The sequence below is a fragment of the Microvirga thermotolerans genome, from assembly GCF_009363855.1.
In the GTDB taxonomy this organism is placed as follows: domain Bacteria; phylum Pseudomonadota; class Alphaproteobacteria; order Rhizobiales; family Beijerinckiaceae; genus Microvirga; species Microvirga thermotolerans.
The window spans coordinates 3,474,801-3,491,049 of sequence record NZ_CP045423.1 but is presented as its reverse complement, the minus strand read 5'-3'; the positions used below and the strand labels follow the sequence as shown (position 1 = coordinate 3,491,049).

General features: G+C 59.5%; 19 protein-coding genes. 15 read left to right on the top strand and 4 right to left on the bottom strand.

Annotation, left to right across the window (positions count from 1 at the left end; translation table 11 throughout):
• The first annotated feature begins 73 nt into the window (after positions 1–73).
• Positions 74–478, top strand: coding sequence for a hypothetical protein (locus GDR74_RS16590; protein ID WP_152587332.1), 405 nt, complete (start codon positions 74–76; stop codon positions 476–478).
• On the top strand, positions 475–795 hold the full coding sequence (locus tag GDR74_RS16585; protein ID WP_152587331.1) for a c-type cytochrome: 321 nt from the start codon (positions 475–477) through the stop codon (positions 793–795). Before GDR74_RS16590 ends, GDR74_RS16585 begins: the two co-directional genes overlap by 4 nt.
• 72 nt (positions 796–867) lie before the next feature.
• Here the strand turns inward: GDR74_RS16585 and GDR74_RS16580 are convergent, their stop codons facing one another.
• The 4 genes from GDR74_RS16580 to GDR74_RS16565 all read right to left on the bottom strand — a co-directional run bounded on the left by GDR74_RS16580 (position 868) and on the right by GDR74_RS16565 (position 3,970).
• Entirely contained in the window at positions 868–1,707 is an 840-nt protein-coding gene (locus GDR74_RS16580) for a universal stress protein (protein WP_152587330.1), read from the bottom strand.
• Positions 1,708–1,811: 104 nt separating this feature from the next.
• Complete coding sequence (locus GDR74_RS16575; protein ID WP_152587329.1) at positions 1,812–2,570, bottom strand: LOG family protein; 759 nt, start codon at positions 2,568–2,570, stop codon at positions 1,812–1,814.
• Positions 2,571–2,607: 37 nt separating this feature from the next.
• Positions 2,608–3,579 (bottom strand): threonine ammonia-lyase, encoded by a 972-nt coding sequence (locus tag GDR74_RS16570; protein WP_194164564.1) that lies wholly within the window; start codon positions 3,577–3,579, stop codon positions 2,608–2,610.
• 13 nt (positions 3,580–3,592) lie between these two features.
• Positions 3,593–3,970 carry a Rid family detoxifying hydrolase gene (locus GDR74_RS16565; RefSeq protein ID WP_152587327.1) on the bottom strand — a complete coding sequence of 126 codons (378 nt, stop codon included), beginning with the start codon at positions 3,968–3,970 and terminating at the stop codon, positions 3,593–3,595.
• A 141-nt stretch (positions 3,971–4,111) separates the two neighbouring features.
• Here GDR74_RS16565 and argE point away from each other — a divergent pair, with 141 nt between their 5' ends.
• From argE to flgG, 13 genes are all read left to right on the top strand, one after another.
• Entirely contained in the window at positions 4,112–5,266 is a 1,155-nt protein-coding gene (gene argE / locus GDR74_RS16560) for an acetylornithine deacetylase (protein WP_152587326.1), read from the top strand.
• 146 nt (positions 5,267–5,412) lie between these two features.
• Complete coding sequence (locus tag GDR74_RS16555; RefSeq protein ID WP_152587325.1) at positions 5,413–7,008, top strand: ABC transporter substrate-binding protein; 1,596 nt, start codon at positions 5,413–5,415, stop codon at positions 7,006–7,008.
• Positions 7,009–7,117: 109 nt separating this feature from the next.
• Positions 7,118–8,098 carry an ABC transporter permease gene (locus GDR74_RS16550; protein WP_152587324.1) on the top strand — a complete coding sequence of 327 codons (981 nt, stop codon included), beginning with the start codon at positions 7,118–7,120 and terminating at the stop codon, positions 8,096–8,098.
• 11 nt (positions 8,099–8,109) lie between these two features.
• Positions 8,110–9,063: an ABC transporter permease gene (locus GDR74_RS16545; protein WP_152587323.1), complete on the top strand. Its 954-nt coding sequence runs from the start codon at positions 8,110–8,112 to the stop codon at positions 9,061–9,063.
• Between the two features lie 12 nt (positions 9,064–9,075).
• Complete coding sequence (locus GDR74_RS16540) at positions 9,076–10,068, top strand: ABC transporter ATP-binding protein (protein WP_152587322.1); 993 nt, start codon at positions 9,076–9,078, stop codon at positions 10,066–10,068.
• Positions 10,065–11,069, top strand: coding sequence for an ABC transporter ATP-binding protein (locus tag GDR74_RS16535; protein WP_152587321.1), 1,005 nt, complete (start codon positions 10,065–10,067; stop codon positions 11,067–11,069). Before GDR74_RS16540 ends, GDR74_RS16535 begins: the two co-directional genes overlap by 4 nt.
• A 575-nt stretch (positions 11,070–11,644) precedes the next feature.
• On the top strand, positions 11,645–12,010 hold the full coding sequence (locus GDR74_RS16530) for a response regulator (protein ID WP_152587320.1): 366 nt from the start codon (positions 11,645–11,647) through the stop codon (positions 12,008–12,010).
• 46 nt (positions 12,011–12,056) lie between these two features.
• Positions 12,057–13,169 (top strand): protein-glutamate methylesterase/protein-glutamine glutaminase, encoded by a 1,113-nt coding sequence (locus tag GDR74_RS16525; RefSeq protein WP_152587319.1) that lies wholly within the window; start codon positions 12,057–12,059, stop codon positions 13,167–13,169.
• On the top strand, positions 13,156–14,016 hold the full coding sequence (locus GDR74_RS16520) for a CheR family methyltransferase (protein WP_152587318.1): 861 nt from the start codon (positions 13,156–13,158) through the stop codon (positions 14,014–14,016). Before GDR74_RS16525 ends, GDR74_RS16520 begins: the two co-directional genes overlap by 14 nt.
• A gap of 283 nt (positions 14,017–14,299) precedes the next feature.
• Positions 14,300–14,686, top strand: coding sequence for a flagellar basal body rod protein FlgB (gene flgB / locus GDR74_RS16515; protein ID WP_152587829.1), 387 nt, complete (start codon positions 14,300–14,302; stop codon positions 14,684–14,686).
• Positions 14,686–15,102: a flagellar basal body rod protein FlgC gene (gene flgC / locus GDR74_RS16510; RefSeq protein WP_194164714.1), complete on the top strand. Its 417-nt coding sequence runs from the start codon at positions 14,686–14,688 to the stop codon at positions 15,100–15,102. Before flgB ends, flgC begins: the two co-directional genes overlap by 1 nt.
• Positions 15,102–15,428, top strand: a complete 327-nt coding sequence (gene fliE, locus GDR74_RS16505) for a flagellar hook-basal body complex protein FliE (RefSeq protein WP_152587828.1) — start codon at positions 15,102–15,104, stop codon at positions 15,426–15,428. The genes flgC and fliE overlap by 1 nt, the downstream gene beginning before the upstream one ends.
• A 9-nt stretch (positions 15,429–15,437) precedes the next feature.
• Entirely contained in the window at positions 15,438–16,226 is a 789-nt protein-coding gene (gene flgG, locus GDR74_RS16500) for a flagellar basal-body rod protein FlgG (protein WP_152587316.1), read from the top strand.
• Positions 16,227–16,249 lie beyond the last annotated feature (23 nt).

Sequence of the window (16,249 nt, the reverse complement as noted above, 5' to 3'; positions counted from 1 at the left end):
CCTTCGCCCCTGCCTCCACTACGCTGAGCCTGGATGTCTCTTGTAAGAGACATCTCAAGGCCGGAGGATCCCTATGCTTCATCGCGTCACGCTCCATCTCGCCCGGTGCAGCGAGTTCCCGGAGGGAAGTGTCCGTCATGGATACGAAATCGTCGCCCCATTGGATCCGAATGGTTACCTGGAGGCCGCGGAATGGAGGGAGCGGCGGAACCTGTGCCGCGTCCGGAGGTTCTGGGGGGATGAGGCAGAACGATCAGGCTTTCTCGTCCATCGAGCTGGCGGCGCCGGCGGCGCGTCTTGGATCATCGATTACGATCGTCGCAGCACGTCGGACGACGAAGCGGGCTACCGCCTCAGCAAGCATCGGTTCGTCCCGGGCGAGTACGTCTCGATCCAGGATGACGAGGACCGCTTGCATACATTCCAGGTTGCGACTGTCCAGCGCGTCAACCTGGCTGGGGCGACGATGAGCACATGACAATACTGCGGTTCATGGCTCTTACGCTGACCTTATTGGCGACCTATCCTGTTGCCGCCCAGGAAGGACGCATCCAGCGAGGTCTTGTGTTCGCGAGGACGCACTGCTCTCAGTGTCACGCCATAGGGCGTTATGGCGAAAGCCCTTTGGCGGAGGCGCCGCCGTTCAGAACGCTTGAGCATCGATATCCTATCGAGAGCCTCGCCGAAGCTCTGTCCGAAGGAATTGTCACAGGCCATCCCTCCATGCCTGAGTTTCGGCTCGACGCTGCGCAGATCAACGACTTGATTGCTTACATCAAGTCGGTCCAGCGATAAGGGGCTTGGGAGCAGGATGCCTCCCCTCTTAGCGCCCTTTTGTTGCTGAACTGTCCAAAATGGAGCCCGGCTTCAGTAGGACAGCATCAAAGGTATGGAGCAGTCCCGCAGCATGGCCTGCGTAACCCCGCCCAGAACCAGTTGCCTCAGGCGGGAGTGGACATAGGCGCCCATGACGATGAGATCGGCGCGATTCATCGCCGCCTGCGACCGAACGATTTCCGCAGCGTCGCCATTGGGGGTGCTCAGGTCCTTCACGGTGCAATTGACGCCATGACGGGCAAGATGCGGGGCCAAATCGGCGCCGGGCACGGATCGTGACATGTCCTTTTCGCCGATGACGCTGAGAACTTCCACATGATCCGCCGCCCGGAGGAAGGGCAGCGCATCGTTGACGGCCCGCGTGGCCTTGGCGCTTCCGTCCCACGCGACCAGGATGTTTTGCACGCGGAACGTCTCCACGTTAGGCGGAATGACCAGCATGGGCCTGCCTCCGTTGAAGAGCGCCTCCTCCAGAAGTCCCCGCCGAAGGCTCAGGCTGTCGGGCTCGGCATCGACGATCACGAGATCGTGCGTCCTCACTCTCTTCGTGAAGGAGGAGGCGAGGAGCGCATAATGCTTCTGGATCGCTTCGGAGGAACAGGAAACGCCCTGTGCCATGGCATCCTGGCGGATCTTTTCGACGGCGGCTCGCGCTTGTTCGAGCAGGCGGCGGTTCTCCGCGGCGACGAGACCTGCCGCAGTGCTGCTGACGAACGCGTGCGTCAGCGTCATTTCCGGTGAGAGCGCGGAAATCGAGGCGTGCGCCGAGGCCGAACGAGCCAAGGACAGGCCATAGGCAGCTGCGGCTGAAGGCCTTTCCAGTTCAGGAGAGACGCCGATCAATATGCTCTTGATGCCCTGAACTCCCATTTCGACCCCTCCAGTTCTCTCTCTCGACACGAGAGACACGTTGCACAGGTGATATTATCGCGTCTTTGATCCTGCTCAATACTTACGCCCAAATTCTCCTGCATCTAGGGGAGGCGCAGCCCTCCCCGGACGAGCGCGTTCCAGACATCTTCCGCACTGTCGGCGAAGCTCATGAGATCGGAGTCGAATGGATCCACCATTTCATGCTCGACGAGCGCGTCGAAATTGATGATGCGGCTCCAGTACTCCCGGTCGAAAAGAACGATGGGCAAGGATGGCGCCTTGCCCGTCTGCCTCAGGTTCAGAATCTCGAACAGCTCATCCAGAGTCCCGAATCCGCCTGGGAATACGACGAGCGCATTGGCTCTCATGGCCAGATGCATCTTGCGCATTGCGAAGTAGTGGAAGCGGAAGGTCAGCTCCGGCGTCGAGTAGGGGTTGGGCCCCTGCTCGTGCGGGAGCGTGATGTTGAAGCCGATCGACGGAGCTCCTGCATCGGCCGCTCCCCGATTGGCCGCTTCCATGAGGCCAGGGCCTCCGCCGGTCGCGATCACGTTGTCGCGGACGCCGTTTCCCTGTGCGAGGGCGCCGCCTCTCCGCGAGGCAATCTCCCCGAAGCTCCGGGCCTGTTCGTACCAGAAGCCTTGACGCCCCGGCCCGTTCTCCCGAACCCTGGCACTTCCGAAGACCACGATAGTCGAGCGTACGCCCCACGAGCGCAGATAATGCTCCGCCTTGGCGTATTCCAACAGGAAGCGGACACCCCGCATCTCGTCGCTCAGGAGGAAGTCCTGGTCCAGTGCAGCCAGACGATACGACGGAGACTCTAATTGGGCCATGTTCGATGGGCGGCTGGTATTCATATGCCGATCTCTTCTACCCGCGTTGCTTCGGGAGCGACTAACCGTGCAGTATCGTTCTGCACCAGTGGTCGAGATCCTCCAGTGCGACATTCGATCCGCAAAGCACCAAGCCAATCACGGCATCCTTCGGCAGAGAGGGAGCGATCTCCGCGGCAGCCGTCAGGACGCAGGCGGCTGCCGGCTCGCAGAGTACTTTTTCGGACTGAAGGAGCCAAACCAGGTCTGCGACGACCGGCTCATCCTCGACCAGACGGATTTCCTTCAGGAACTCTTTTGCCGCGGCAAGCGTCCGCTCGGTCGCGAAAGGGGCGCCAAGGGTTCTCGCAATCGACGTCGCCCGTATCGTCACCGGCGCGTTCGCCTTCAAGGCCTCTGTCATGGTTGGGGCGCCGCTCGTCTCCACGCCATAGACTGCGATGTCGGGGCGTTTGGCCTTGAGCGCGGCTGCCGTTCCCGACATGAAGCCGCCGCCGCCGATCGAGACGAAGACATGGGTGAGGTCTGGCGCGTCCTCAAGGAATTCGAGGCCCAGAGTGCCATGCCCCGCGATAATGGCCGGGTCATCGTAGGGATGAATGAACAGCATCCCGTCCGCTGCATAGGCCTCCGCCTTTGCGAAGGCTTCTGCAGCATCGTCGCAGAGTTCCACCTCTGCGCCGAACGTCTTCGTGAGATCGATATTGAAGCGCGGCGTAACCTTCGGCATTAAAACGAGCGCCTTCATGCCAAGCGTGCCGGCCACGCGGGAGAGGGCAATGGCATGATTCCCGCCGGATACCGTCACGAGTCCCTTCCGGCGCTCGGCCTCACTGAGCGACAATACCTTGTTGAAGACGCCACGCACCTTGAAGGAACCTGCGATCTGCAGGGCCTCCATCTTTAGAACAGTGCGGCGGCCGATGCGTGCCGTCACCTCCCGGCTTTCGAAGGATGGGGTTCGCCTCACCCGACCGGCGATGCGGCTGCGAGCAGCCTCGATATCGGAGAGTGCGACGTCAAACGTCTTCATCGGTTTATCCTCGTCACGCAAGTGCGATGCATTCGATCTCAATGAGAATTCGTCCAGGAAACCGCACGACCTCGACGGTCGAGCGAGCGGGATATGGAGGCGTGAAGATGCCGGCATAAACCTCGTTCATGGCGGCAAAGTCGTCCAGGTTCGCCAGGAAGATCGTTGTCTTGACCACTTTGCTCAGGCCGCTTCCCGCGGCCTCGAGAACGGAGGCCAGGTTGCCGAGCACAGCCTTCGTCTGCTCTTCGATGCCGCCCTCGACTATTTTCCCGTCCCTGTCGAGGGGAAGCTGACCCGACACGAAGACTAGGCCTTCGGCGCGGATTGCCTGGGAGTAGGGGCCCAATGGGCGCGGCGCTTCGGATGTCAGGATGGGGACGAGGGTCATGATCTGCCTGAAAGGTTGCCGGATCATGCTCGGATGATGCGGCAGTCGTCAATCCAAAGAGCATGATCGCCCTCGATTGTGGAGGCTTGACCTTCGGCCGCATTGGGCACGATGCTCGAAGCTTCGAAGGAGATCCGCCGAATGCTCATGTCCTCCCGAGAGATGCTCGCCCGTTTGATTGCTTTTCCCAGCGTGTCGACCGCGAGCAATCTCGACCTCATTCATTTCGTCAGGGATTGGCTGCAGGGGCATGGCGTCGAAAGCCGCCTTATCCACAGTCCCGAGGGAAACAAGGCAAACCTCTATGCAACGATTGGTCCTATGGTCGAAGGAGGCGTCGTGCTCTCGGGCCATACGGACGTCGTTCCCGTAGACGGGCAGACCTGGACCACGGATCCCTGGGTTCTGACCGAGCGGGACGGGCGCTTGTATGGCAGGGGAACCACGGACATGAAGGGATTCGATGCCCTTGCCCTTGCTCTGGTTCCCGAGATGCTCGAAGCGGGGCTGAAGCGCCCGATTCACCTTGCGCTGTCCTACGACGAGGAGCTTGCCTGCCGCGGCGCCCCATCGATGGTCAGCGCCATGGCGGATACGATTCCGACGCCGGCCGCGGTCATCGTTGGAGAGCCGACCCGCCATGCGGTCGTGACCGGACACAAGGCTTCGGTCCAACTGCGGACCTGTATCACCGGCTATGCCGTCCATTCGAGCCGGGTGGATCAGGGCGTGAGCGCGGTGGCGAACGCGGCGCGAATGATCGTATGGCTCGAGGACGTCATGGAGGGGAACCGGCGCTCCGCCGACCCCGAAAATCCCTTCCAGCCACCCTACTCCACCCTTCACTGCGGTATGGTCGAGGGCGGCACTGCTGCGAACATTGTTTCGTCTTCTGCCTGGTTCTCTACGGACATTCGTACGATTCCGACCGAAGACCCGTGGGATTACGTGGAGCGGCTGAGGGAATATGCCGCGAAGGAGTTGGAGCCTTCTATGAGGGCACTTGCTCCCTCCGCCGGGATCGAGATCGAACTGGTTTCCGAAGTGCCGGGGCTGCGCCCCGAGGAGGACGGGGCGGCAGAGCGGCTGATGCGACGCTTAACCGGCGACAACGGCACGCATGTTGTAGCCTACGGTACGGAGGCTGGGCTTTTCCAGGCCAAAGGCTGGTCGACGGTGGTCTGCGGGCCGGGCGATATCGCGCAGGCCCACCAACCCGACGAATATATCGAGGTCAGCGAGTTCGAGGCTGGCGAACGCCTGCTGCGGCGGCTCATTGCAGAGCTCGCGGCCTGAGCGAAGTCTTTTCCCTAAGACAGGGCTAGACCGTGGCCCGGTTCCCTGTCTAACCTTCGGCTTCGAGGAGGTGGAGCTGAATAAGGCAAAGCTTCCCCAAAAACATCGCGCGAAGACGCGAGCCTTCCAGTGGAGAAAAGACGACAATGACGATCCGAACCAAGTTTCTTGCCGTTGCCGCCGCAGCCTTCCTTGCCGGGACGGCCTTGCCGGCCATGGCGGTGACGCTGCGATATGCCAATCAGGGAGACCTCAAGTCCCTCGACCCGTACACCCTCAACGAGACCACCACCAACGCCCATCTGGGACACGTCTACGAAGGATTGACGAAGCGCGGGCGCGATCTTGCCATCGAGCCCGGGTTGGCGGAGCGGTGGGAGGTCAGCAGCGATGGATTGACCTGGCGGTTCTTTCTCCGCAAGGGGGTCAAGTTCCACAATGGCAACCCGTTTACGGCCGATGACGTGATCTTCTCCGCCAATCGCGTTCGCGCAGCGGGATCCAATTTCCAGACTCGGGTGCCCAGCGACGCTGAGTTCGTGAAAGTCGACGACTACACGGTCGATGTAAAGCTGAAGAAGCCCAATCCGATTCTGAATTACCAGTGGGACACCTGGTACATCATGGACAAGGAGTGGAGCGAAGCCAACAACACGGCGGCGCCTACGCCGGCCGCGGCAACGAGCCCGAGCTATGCATCCCTGAACGCAAATGGGACGGGCCCCTTCAAGATCGAGAGCCATCAGCCGGGCGTGAAAACCGTGTTCAAGAAGAACCCCGACTGGTGGGGAAAGGTCGAACACAATCTGGACGAGATCGTCTTCACTCCGATCAACTCCGATGCGACGCGCGTTGCGGCGCTCCTGTCCGGAGAAGTGGACGTGATCGAGCCGGTTCCGCTGCAGGATATCCAGCGCGTCAACAGCAGCCCGAATGCTCAGGTGCTCACCGGCCCCGAACTGCGCACGATCTTTATCGGTTTCGATCAGACGCGCGATGAGCTTCTGTTCTCGAACGTAAAGGGCAAGAACCCGTTCAAGGACCCAAGGGTCCGCGAGGCGTTCTTCAAGGCGATCGATGTGGAGGCCATCAAGACCCGCGTCATGCGCGGGATGTCGACGCCCTCGGCGCTCATGATTGCTCCGCAGCTCTTTACACATGCAAAGGACTTCCAGCGTCCGAAATACGATCCGGACGCCGCCAAGAAACTCCTGGCGGATGCCGGTTATCCGAACGGCTTCGAGGTGGGAATGGATTGTCCCAACGACCGCTATGTAAACGACGAGGCGATCTGTCAGGCGGTGGTCGGAATGCTCGCCCGCGTCGGGGTCAAGGTCAATCTGATGGCCCAGCCGAAGGCCCAATACTTCGCCAAGGTCCTGAAGTCCGGAAACTATCAGACGTCGTTCTACCTGCTCGGTTGGACGCCCGGCACTTTCGACAGCCACAACGTGCTCTACGACATCGAAGGGTGCCGGGATAACCCGAATTCCTCGCGCGGCGAGTCGAATCTCGGGAATTATTGCAACAAGAAGCACGATGAGCTGACGGACAAGATCCTGGTGGAGAACGACAAAGCCAAGCGCGATCAGATGATCAAGGAGGCTTTCCAGATCACGGCCAGCGAGTATGGCTACATCCCGCTCCATCAGCAGTCGCTGGCGTGGGGCGTATCGAAGAAGGTGAAGCTCAGCCAGCGGGCAGACAATTCCGTGCTGCTCTACTGGGCGCACAAGGAATGATCCGCTCCTGAGACCGGAAGCTCCGGGCGCCACATCTTGGCGTCCGGAGCAATTCCGGCACGTGTCGACGGAAATCCGCACGACTCCAGCGGGATCACGGACCTTACCGATGCTTGCCTTTATCGTTCGACGTATTTTTCAAGCCATTGGCGTCCTGCTCGCCGTCGGCATCATTGCATTCTCGATGTTCCGGTTCGCCGGAGACCCGGTCAACCAGATCGTATCGCTCGATACGCCGGCTGCGGAACGCGAGCAGGTCCGCCGGTCGCTTGGTTTGGACGATCCCGTTCCGGTTCAGTTCGGACGCTACCTGGCGAATGCGGCCCGCGGCGATTTCGGTGTTTCCTATCAGTTCCGTCAGCCCGTCTCGAAGCTCTTGGCCGAGCGGATGCCGGCGACGCTCGAACTCGCATTCTGCGCCACGGTCTTTGCGGTTGTCTTCGGGATCTTGATGGGTGTCTACTCAGGCCTGAACAGGGAAAGCTTCGTCGCGAAGCTGTTCCAAACGATCTCGCTCGTGGGGATATCGCTGCCGACCTTTCTGATCGGCATTCTCCTGATCTACCTCTTCGCCGTGACTCTCGGCTGGCTGCCCTCCTATGGCCGGGGGGACACTGTGCGGATCGGCTGGTGGTCGACCGGGTTGCTGACGACCTCGGGGCTGATGGCGCTGATCATGCCATCGATCACCCTTGGCCTCTTTCAGATGACGCTCATCATGCGCATCGTCCGGGCAGAAATGCTTGAAGTCCTTCGGACGGACTACATCAAGTTCGCACGTGCACGCGGATTGACCACTAGGGCCATCCATTTCGGTCACGCTCTGAAGAACACATTGATCCCGGTCATTACCATCGTCGGCTTGCAACTGGGCTCCGTAATCGCTTTCTCGATCATCACGGAAACCGTATTCCAGTGGCCGGGGATGGGGCTTCTTTTCGTGCAGGCCGTCCAGAACGTCGATATCCCGATCATGGCGGCTTATCTGATGCTCGTGGCTCTGATCTTTGTGCTCATCAATCTCGCCGTCGACATCCTTTATACGATCGTCGATCCTCGCTTGCGCTCGACGATCCGGCAACCAGCTTGAGGGAGGTGGACATGACAGTATCTCCACAAGTATCGGCGCCTTCTGTCGCTCCGCCTTCTCGATTGGAGCGCTTCTTCGACAGCGATATCTGGGCCAGCTTCAGGCGATCCAGACTTACCATGGCCGCGGCCACGCTGACGCTCGTCTTCCTGTTTCTTGCAGTCCTGGCAGGTGTTCTCGCTCCACAGAATCCCTTCGATCCCGCTCAACTCGAATTGCTCAACAGCCGCCTTCCGCCCATATGGGAGGCCGAGGGGCAGGCCCCTTTCCTGCTGGGAACGGACGAACAGGGTAGGGACATTCTGTCTGCCATTCTTTATGGCCTTCGCATCTCTCTCCTCGTGGGATTTCTGGGCGTAGCATTCTCGGCGACGCTCGGAATCGGCTTGGGGCTGATTGCCGGCTACTTCGGTGGGTTGGCGGATGCCCTCATCATGCGCGTCGCGGACGTCCAACTCACTTTTCCCGCGATTCTGATCGCTCTTCTCATCGATGGCGTGGTCAAATCGGTCCTGGGGAGCGATCTCGATGCGGGTACCATACTGGCCGTCCTTGTCTTCTCGATCGGCCTGAGTTTCTGGGTCCAGTACGCGCGAACGGTCCGAGGCTCGGTGCTGGTCGAGAAAAGCAAGGACTATGTCGCTGCGGCCAAGCTGATCGGCCTTCCCGCGCCGGTCATACTGATCAAGCACATTCTCCCGAATGTGACAGGACCTGTCCTCGTCATCGCGACGATTAATCTGGCGCTCGCCATCATCACGGAAGCGACCCTGTCTTTCCTGGGTACCGGGATGCCGGAAACGATGCCGTCCCTTGGGACCCTTATCCGGATCGGGAACAACTACCTGTTCTCCGGGGAATGGTGGATCGTCGCCTTCCCGGGCATAGCCCTTGCGACGCTTGTCCTTGCCATTAATCTCGTGGGCGACTGGTTGCGCGACGCCCTCAATCCCAAGCTGCGATAGGGAGACGGAGCCATGGGACAACCGGTTCTTTCCGTTCGCGACCTGAGGGTGGAGTTCGTGACACGGCGCGGCATCCTCAAAGCCATCGACGGAGTGTCATTCCATATCGACCGAGGAGAGGTTCTCGGAGTTGTCGGAGAGTCGGGAGCGGGAAAGTCCGTGACCGGATCTGCCGTGATCGGTCTGATCGATCCCCCCGGTCGTATCGCAGGCGGCGAAATCCTCCTCAACGGGAAGAGGATCGACAACCTCCCGCCGGAAGAAATGCGACGGATCCGGGGCAAGCGGATCGGCATGATCTTCCAGGACCCTCTGACCAGCCTCAACCCCCTCTATACAGTTGGAGAGCAACTGGTCGAGACGATCAGGACACATACCTCGCTCTCGGCCTCGGGCGCACGTAAACGGGCAATCGATCTCCTCGCGGAAGTGGGGATTCCCGCACCAGAGCGGCGCATCGACAGTTATCCTCACGAGTTCTCGGGCGGGATGCGACAGCGCGTTGTCATTGCTCTTGCCCTTTGCGCGGAGCCTGAACTCATCATCGCAGATGAGCCGACGACAGCACTGGACGTCTCGGTTCAGGCGCAGATCATCTTTCTCTTGAAGAAGCTCGGGCGGGAGCATGGCACGGCGATCATGCTCGTGACGCACGATATGGGTGTCATCGCGGAGACGGCGGATCGCGTAGCCGTCATGTATGCGGGGCGGGTCGCCGAGATCGGTCCGGTCCGAGAGGTCGTTCAGCAGCCTCTCCATCCCTACGCACAAGGACTGATGGGCGCCATTCCCTCGCTGCACGGCGATGCCCAGCGACTGGCTCAGATTCCCGGATCGATGCCTCGCCTTTCCGCCATTCCGCCAGGCTGTTCGTTCAATCCCCGGTGTCCGTTTGCATTCGACCGGTGCCGGACCGAACGTCCTGAAGCAGTTTCCAGAGGCAAGCACCCGGTTGCCTGTCACCTTTACGATCCCGTTCCTGCCGCAGCAGAGGCCCATGCGTGACTGATAAGCCCTATGTCGAGATTAGGAATCTGCGCCGCGTCTTCGATGTCTCAAAGCCCTGGCTCAACCGGGTCCTTGAGGGAGGAGAAAGGCAGTTCCTGAAGGCTGTCGACGGCGTCTCCTTTCACATCGAGAGAGGCGAGACGTTTGCCCTGGTCGGTGAGTCCGGGTCGGGGAAGTCGACGGTCGCACGCATGGTGGTCGGTCTCATGCCACCCACCGAGGGGGAGGTCTTCATCGATAACGTGCCTATGGTCGGGCGCACGGCAAGCTCGGAAAGGCAGCGGCTGCGGCGCCGCATTCAGATGATTTTCCAGGATCCCTATGCCAGCCTTAATCCGAGATGGCGAGTATCCGATATCATCGCAGAGCCGATCCGGGCATTCCATCTCCTCGGGAGCGAGCGTGACATTCGTTCTCGAGTCGACGAATTGCTGTCGCTCGTGGGACTTCATGCGGCCGATGGCATGAAGTTCCCTCATGAGTTTTCGGGCGGGCAGAGGCAGCGCATAGCGATCGCGCGGGCGCTCGCTTCGAATGCCGAGTTCATCGTTTGCGACGAGCCGACTTCCGCTCTCGACGTTTCGGTTCAGGCTCAGATCCTCAACCTGATGCGGGATCTCCAGGACAGGCTCGGTCTCACATACCTGTTCATCAGCCACAATCTCGCCGTCGTCCGGCACATGGCGAGTCGTATCGGCGTCATGTATCTGGGACGCATTGTCGAGATCTCCGGCGGGCATGAACTCTTTGCTCGCCCGCGACATCCGTACACCCGTATGCTGCTCGATGCCGTTCCGGACATGGAAATGTCGGGTCGCCAGAGAGTGCCGATCAGCGGAGAGATTCCGAACCCGATCAATCCGCCGACAGGCTGTACATTCAATCCGCGCTGCCCCCTGGCAAACGAAAGGTGCCGCAGGGAGGTTCCTCTGCTGACCGATGGCGTCGCATGCCACGCGGTGCACGAAGGGCGTCTGCAGTCTTCCGTAGCGGCCTAGCGCATCTCCCGGGCCGATGCCTGTGGAATGCTGCGGCGATTGAGGGGGACAGACGCTTCTCGCGATCACCCGAGTCCTGCGCTCCGACGCGCGATACTAGCGACTTGACGACTGAAAAGCCGAACCTTTTCCGAGGCCTCGCGAAAGCGGGCCCGACCCATGCCGTTCCTCCGCCCGATGACGGTACTCCGTTCCCTCAGAGTCTCGGGATCATGTCGCCAGATCCATATCCATGATCAACCGAAGGTCTTCAGCGGCTTGTGCTTCGAGCGTTATAGGGAATCCGGACAGTTGGCCCCGAGCGTTTCCGGTCATACCCGATCCACTGAATGCCAGGGCTGTTCGCCGAAGTCTGTCGATGCGGTCTGCTTAGAGAATTGTTCAAAAAGAATATATTCGCGGGAGTGCGGTTGAAACAGATTTGCGGTTGTATATGTTTCCCCACTGCGCGTCGATTAACTTTTTATACAGCGTTGGTCCTTATTGATTGACTTAGAGGAAAATCCCTTTTGGGAAGCTCCTCTCGAAGGTTCCGCTAGGGCCGAGGTTCTCCCAAAATTTGAGAAGTCCAACCCGTGAAACGTTGCCTGATCGTCGATGATTCTGCCGTTATCCGTAAGGTCGCGCGCCGTATTCTGGAGGAGTTGGCTTTCACCACGGCCGAGGCGGAGAATGGGGAAACGGCGCTCTCGATCTGCCAAGACGAGATGCCGGATGTCGTTCTCCTTGACTGGAACATGCCGGTCATGAACGGCTACGAATTCCTGACCCGCCTGCGGAAGGCGCCTGGAGGCGAGAAGCCGAAGGTGCTGTTCTGCACGACCGAGAATGACGTCGCACATATCTCGCGTGCTTTGCAGGCAGGCGCGGACGAGTACATCATGAAGCCTTTCGACAAAGACATTGTCGCAGCGAAACTTCAGGAAGTCGGGTTCGCATAGTCCCCGAGACCGATATCGGTACCCTCTGGATTTTTAGGCATGTAGCATGTCGATATCGGTTGCGCCTCAATCGGCTTCCGGCGAGCGAATGCGGGCCCGCGTTATGATCGTGGACGACAGTGCCGTTATTCGCGGCCTTGTCGCCCGCTGGCTCGCAGAAGTAGGAGAGTTCGAGGTCGTGACGACGGCTTCCAACGGGCGCCTCGCGCTCGAGGCTCTCGAGCGCTACAACCCTGATATCGTCCTCCTCGATCTTGAGATGCCGGAGATGGACGGCGTCGATGCCCTCCCTTTGCTGTTGAAGCGACGCCCAGGGGTGAAAATTGTAGTCGTTTCAACCCTGACGCAGCGAAATGCGCAGATCTCGTTGAAGTGCCTGTCGCTTGGCGCGGCCGACTATCTGGCCAAGCCGGATGGGCAGCGTCAGGTTGCTGCTGTCGAGGCTTTTCGCAGAGAACTCATCGAGAAGCTCAAGGCGCTGGCTCCGAAGCGGGGGCGGACCGCGCCTGAGGCAGCGCCGGCGGCAGCATCTCCGGCCAGAGTTCAGAGGCGGCCCGCGCCGGTGCGGCCGGCATGTCTTCTCATCGGAGCTTCGACAGGTGGTCCACGTGCCGTGGAGCGCGTTCTTGTTGGCCTCGGCTCAGCGATCAGGCACGTACCCGTACTCGTCGTCCAGCACATGCCTGCTATGTTCACAAGCGTCTTCGCAGACCACTTGCGGATGCAGACTGGCGTGCAGGCGCGCGAGCCTTCGGACGGAGAGCCGGTGCGGCCGGGGACGGTCTTCGTTGCTCCCGGCGGACGCCATATGGGGCTTTCGGCTGGGAAGAGCGGCCCAGTCATTCGTCTCGACGATACGGCGCCCGTAAACTTCTGTCGCCCAGCCGTGGATGTTCTGTTTCGCGATGCGGCCTCGATCTATGGCGCAGCGGCTCTGGCGGTAATCCTGACCGGAATGGGTTCCGACGGCACACAAGGATCTCGTCTGCTCGTGGACGCCGGAGGAACGGTCCTCGCTCAAGACGAAGGCACAAGCATCGTCTGGGGTATGCCCGGCAGCGTCGTGAAAGCAGGGTTGGCGCAGGATATCCTTCCCCTTGAGGCGATTGGGCCTGCGCTGAGCAACTTCATTACCGGGGCCCCTTATGAACGAGCCTGACTTCGAATTCCTCAGAACCTTTCTGAAGGCCAAATCGGGATTGGCGCTGCCTCCGGAGAAGCGTTACCTCATCGAGAGCCGTTTGGCTCCCGTATGCAGGAGTTTCGACATCGCCAGCTTGGCCGATCTCGTCAGGCATCTTCGGGGCAATCGGAATCCAACGTTAGAAAGTGCCGTCGTCGACGCGATGACGACGAACGAAACCTTTTTCTTTCGGGACAAGGGACCGTTCGATCTGTTCAGGGATGTACTGCTTCCACGTTACTTGGCTGCCAGAAGTTCGGTTCGGCACCTGCGGATCTGGTGCGCAGCCGCTTCGACAGGACAGGAACCCTATTCATTAGCAATGCTGCTCGAAGAAGCATCGCCGCGTCTTGCCGGATGGAAGGTCGACATCCTCGCCACGGATATCTCGACCGAGGTGCTCGCAAAGGCCAGGGCTGGTCTGTACAATCAGTTCGAGGTCCAGCGTGGCCTGCCGATTCAGCTCCTGCTGAAATACTTTACTCAGGTTGGCGATCAGTGGCAGATCTCGTCTAAGATCCGCGGGAAGGTCGAATTTAGGCCCCTCAATCTCATTAAAGAATTCGGGCATATCGGACCGTTCGATATCATCTATTGTCGGAATGTGCTCATCTACTTCGATAGCTCGACAAAGAGCAACGTCCTCAGCCGCATCGCAAATGTAATGGCAGCAGACGGTTCTCTCATTCTTGGTGCAGCAGAAACGGTTCTTGGGCTGACGGATGCTCTTCTGCCCGATTCCGAGCACCGGGGACTCTACGGCAAGAGTTCCGCGAGAATGGAACAAAGATCGGCTGCTCCCCTCTTTGCCGCGTCTCGATAGAGGACAAGAACTGGTCCACCAGCGATCCAGATCGTCCCAAGCCGGCTATGGGCTCTTCCTTCGACGCTCGTCCGAGGCGCTTGCCAAATAAACAGCTTTGCATGTTATAAAGTCCGCATCGGATAGGGCTAAGTACAAATCGAAGCACCGAAGCACCGATACGCTGCGGCAGCTCCGAAAGTCGCCCTGACACGACAGATCCTTGGACCCGAAAGCTGGCGTCAGCTTCGGGCAAGGTTGCTGCCTTACCCAAAACCCCAGGATGCCCGTACTGGAGGTTTCTGTGGGGGATATTTACTTGTTCGATGTTGCCTCGCGCCAGGCGCAATGGCTGTCGGTGCGCCAGGCGACGATCTCCAGCAACATCGCGAATGCAAATACTCCCGGCTTCAAAGCCAAAGATGTCGAGCCCTTCTCGAAGGTCTTCGACCGGACGCACTTGACGATGGCCGCGACCAGCAAAGCCCATCTCGGATTCGACGAAGCCTCTGTGCGACCCGAGAAGGTCAGAAAGTCCGAAAGCTGGGACACTGTGCATTCCGGCAATTCTGTGAGCATCGAACAGGAGATGATCAAGGCAGGCGAGATCAACAGAGAATACTCGTTGAACACGGGAATCGTGAAGGCGTTTCACAGGATGCTGCTGGCCAGCACGAGGTCTGGACAATGATCGATCCCTTGCAGGCTTCTTCGCGTCTCGCCGGCGCTGGGCTTGAAGCCCAGTCGATGCGCCTGCGCATCGTCTCCGAGAATATTGCGAACGCGCAGTCGACAGGAAAGACGGCCGGCGCGGATCCCTATGCCCGTAAGACGATCACGTTCAGAAGCGAGTTCGATCATGCCATCGGCTCAGCATCAGTGAAGGTCAAGGAAATCGGCACCGATCGTGCTCCTTTCCAGGTGACATACGATCCCGGAAATCCGGCCGCTGACGAGAACGGCTATGTGAAGATGCCGAATGTCAACATGCTCGTGGAAATGGCCGACATGAGGGAAGCCAACCGGTCCTATGAAGCGAATCTCCAGATGATGAAGCAGACCCGCTCCATGATCTCGAGCCTAATCGATCTTCTCAGAGGTGCATGATGCTTGAAGCAGTTTCCGCCATTACCTCGAGCGTCGACAGAGCGGGCGCTTTGTCAAATGTTCGCTCTGTCCATACTGAGAAGCTGAATTCGATATCTACCGCGCAGCATGTCGACTTCGGCGACATCATGGTGCAGGTCGCAGCGAACGCGGCACAGACGCTTCGTGCCGGTGAGGCTGCGGCTATCGCAGGAATCCAGGGCAAGGCTTCGGTGCAACAGGTCGTCGAGGCGGTCATGTCAGCCGAGCAGGCTCTCCAGACGGCAATCGCTATCCGCGACAAAGTCGTTGCAGCCTATCAAGAAATCTCGCGGATGGCGATCTAAGGAGCGGCTATGAGAGCACTTGCAATTGCTGCCACGGGCATGAATGCTCAACAGCTCAACGTAGAAGTCATCGCCAACAATATCGCCAACGTGAATACGACTGCCTTCAAGGGCGCGCGTGCCGAGTTCACGGACCTTCTCTATCAGGCCGAGCGCCTGCAGGGTATTCCCAACCAAGGCGGCGAAACCCCTCTCCCGGAGGGAGCCATGTTGGGCCTGGGCGTTCGTACGGCAGCCATACGTAATCTGCACCGACAGGGACCGCTCACGAACACGACCAATCAGCTGGATGTAGCGCTGAACGGTCGCGGCTGGTTTCAGGTTGAGGGCCCGAACGGAGAGCGCATCTACACCCGCGCGGGATCCTTCAACAAGAGCAATACCGGCGCCATTGTGACGCTTGAAGGATACGCTCTGCCTGGCCTGAACCCTGTTCCTCAGAATACAATCGACATCTCCATCAATCAGGATGGGCGCGTCTTCGCCAAGGTTGCCGGTGAGGTCGACCCGATTGAACTCGGGCGAATTGAGCTTGCCAACTTCGCGAACGATTCAGGTCTGGAACCTATCGGAAGCAACTATTATCGCGAGACGCCGGCATCAGGTGCGGCCGTTGCAGGGTTCCCGAACACGGAGGGCTTTGGGAGCGTGCACCAAGGTTATCTTGAGAGTTCGAACGTCGATCCGGTGAAGGAGATAACCAATTTGATCTCGGCCCAGCGGGTATATGAAATGAACTCTAAAGTGATCCAGGCTGCGGATGATATGGCCGGGACGGTTTCGAAGGGAATCCGCTAACTAAATTTAAAAGAGAAATGGTT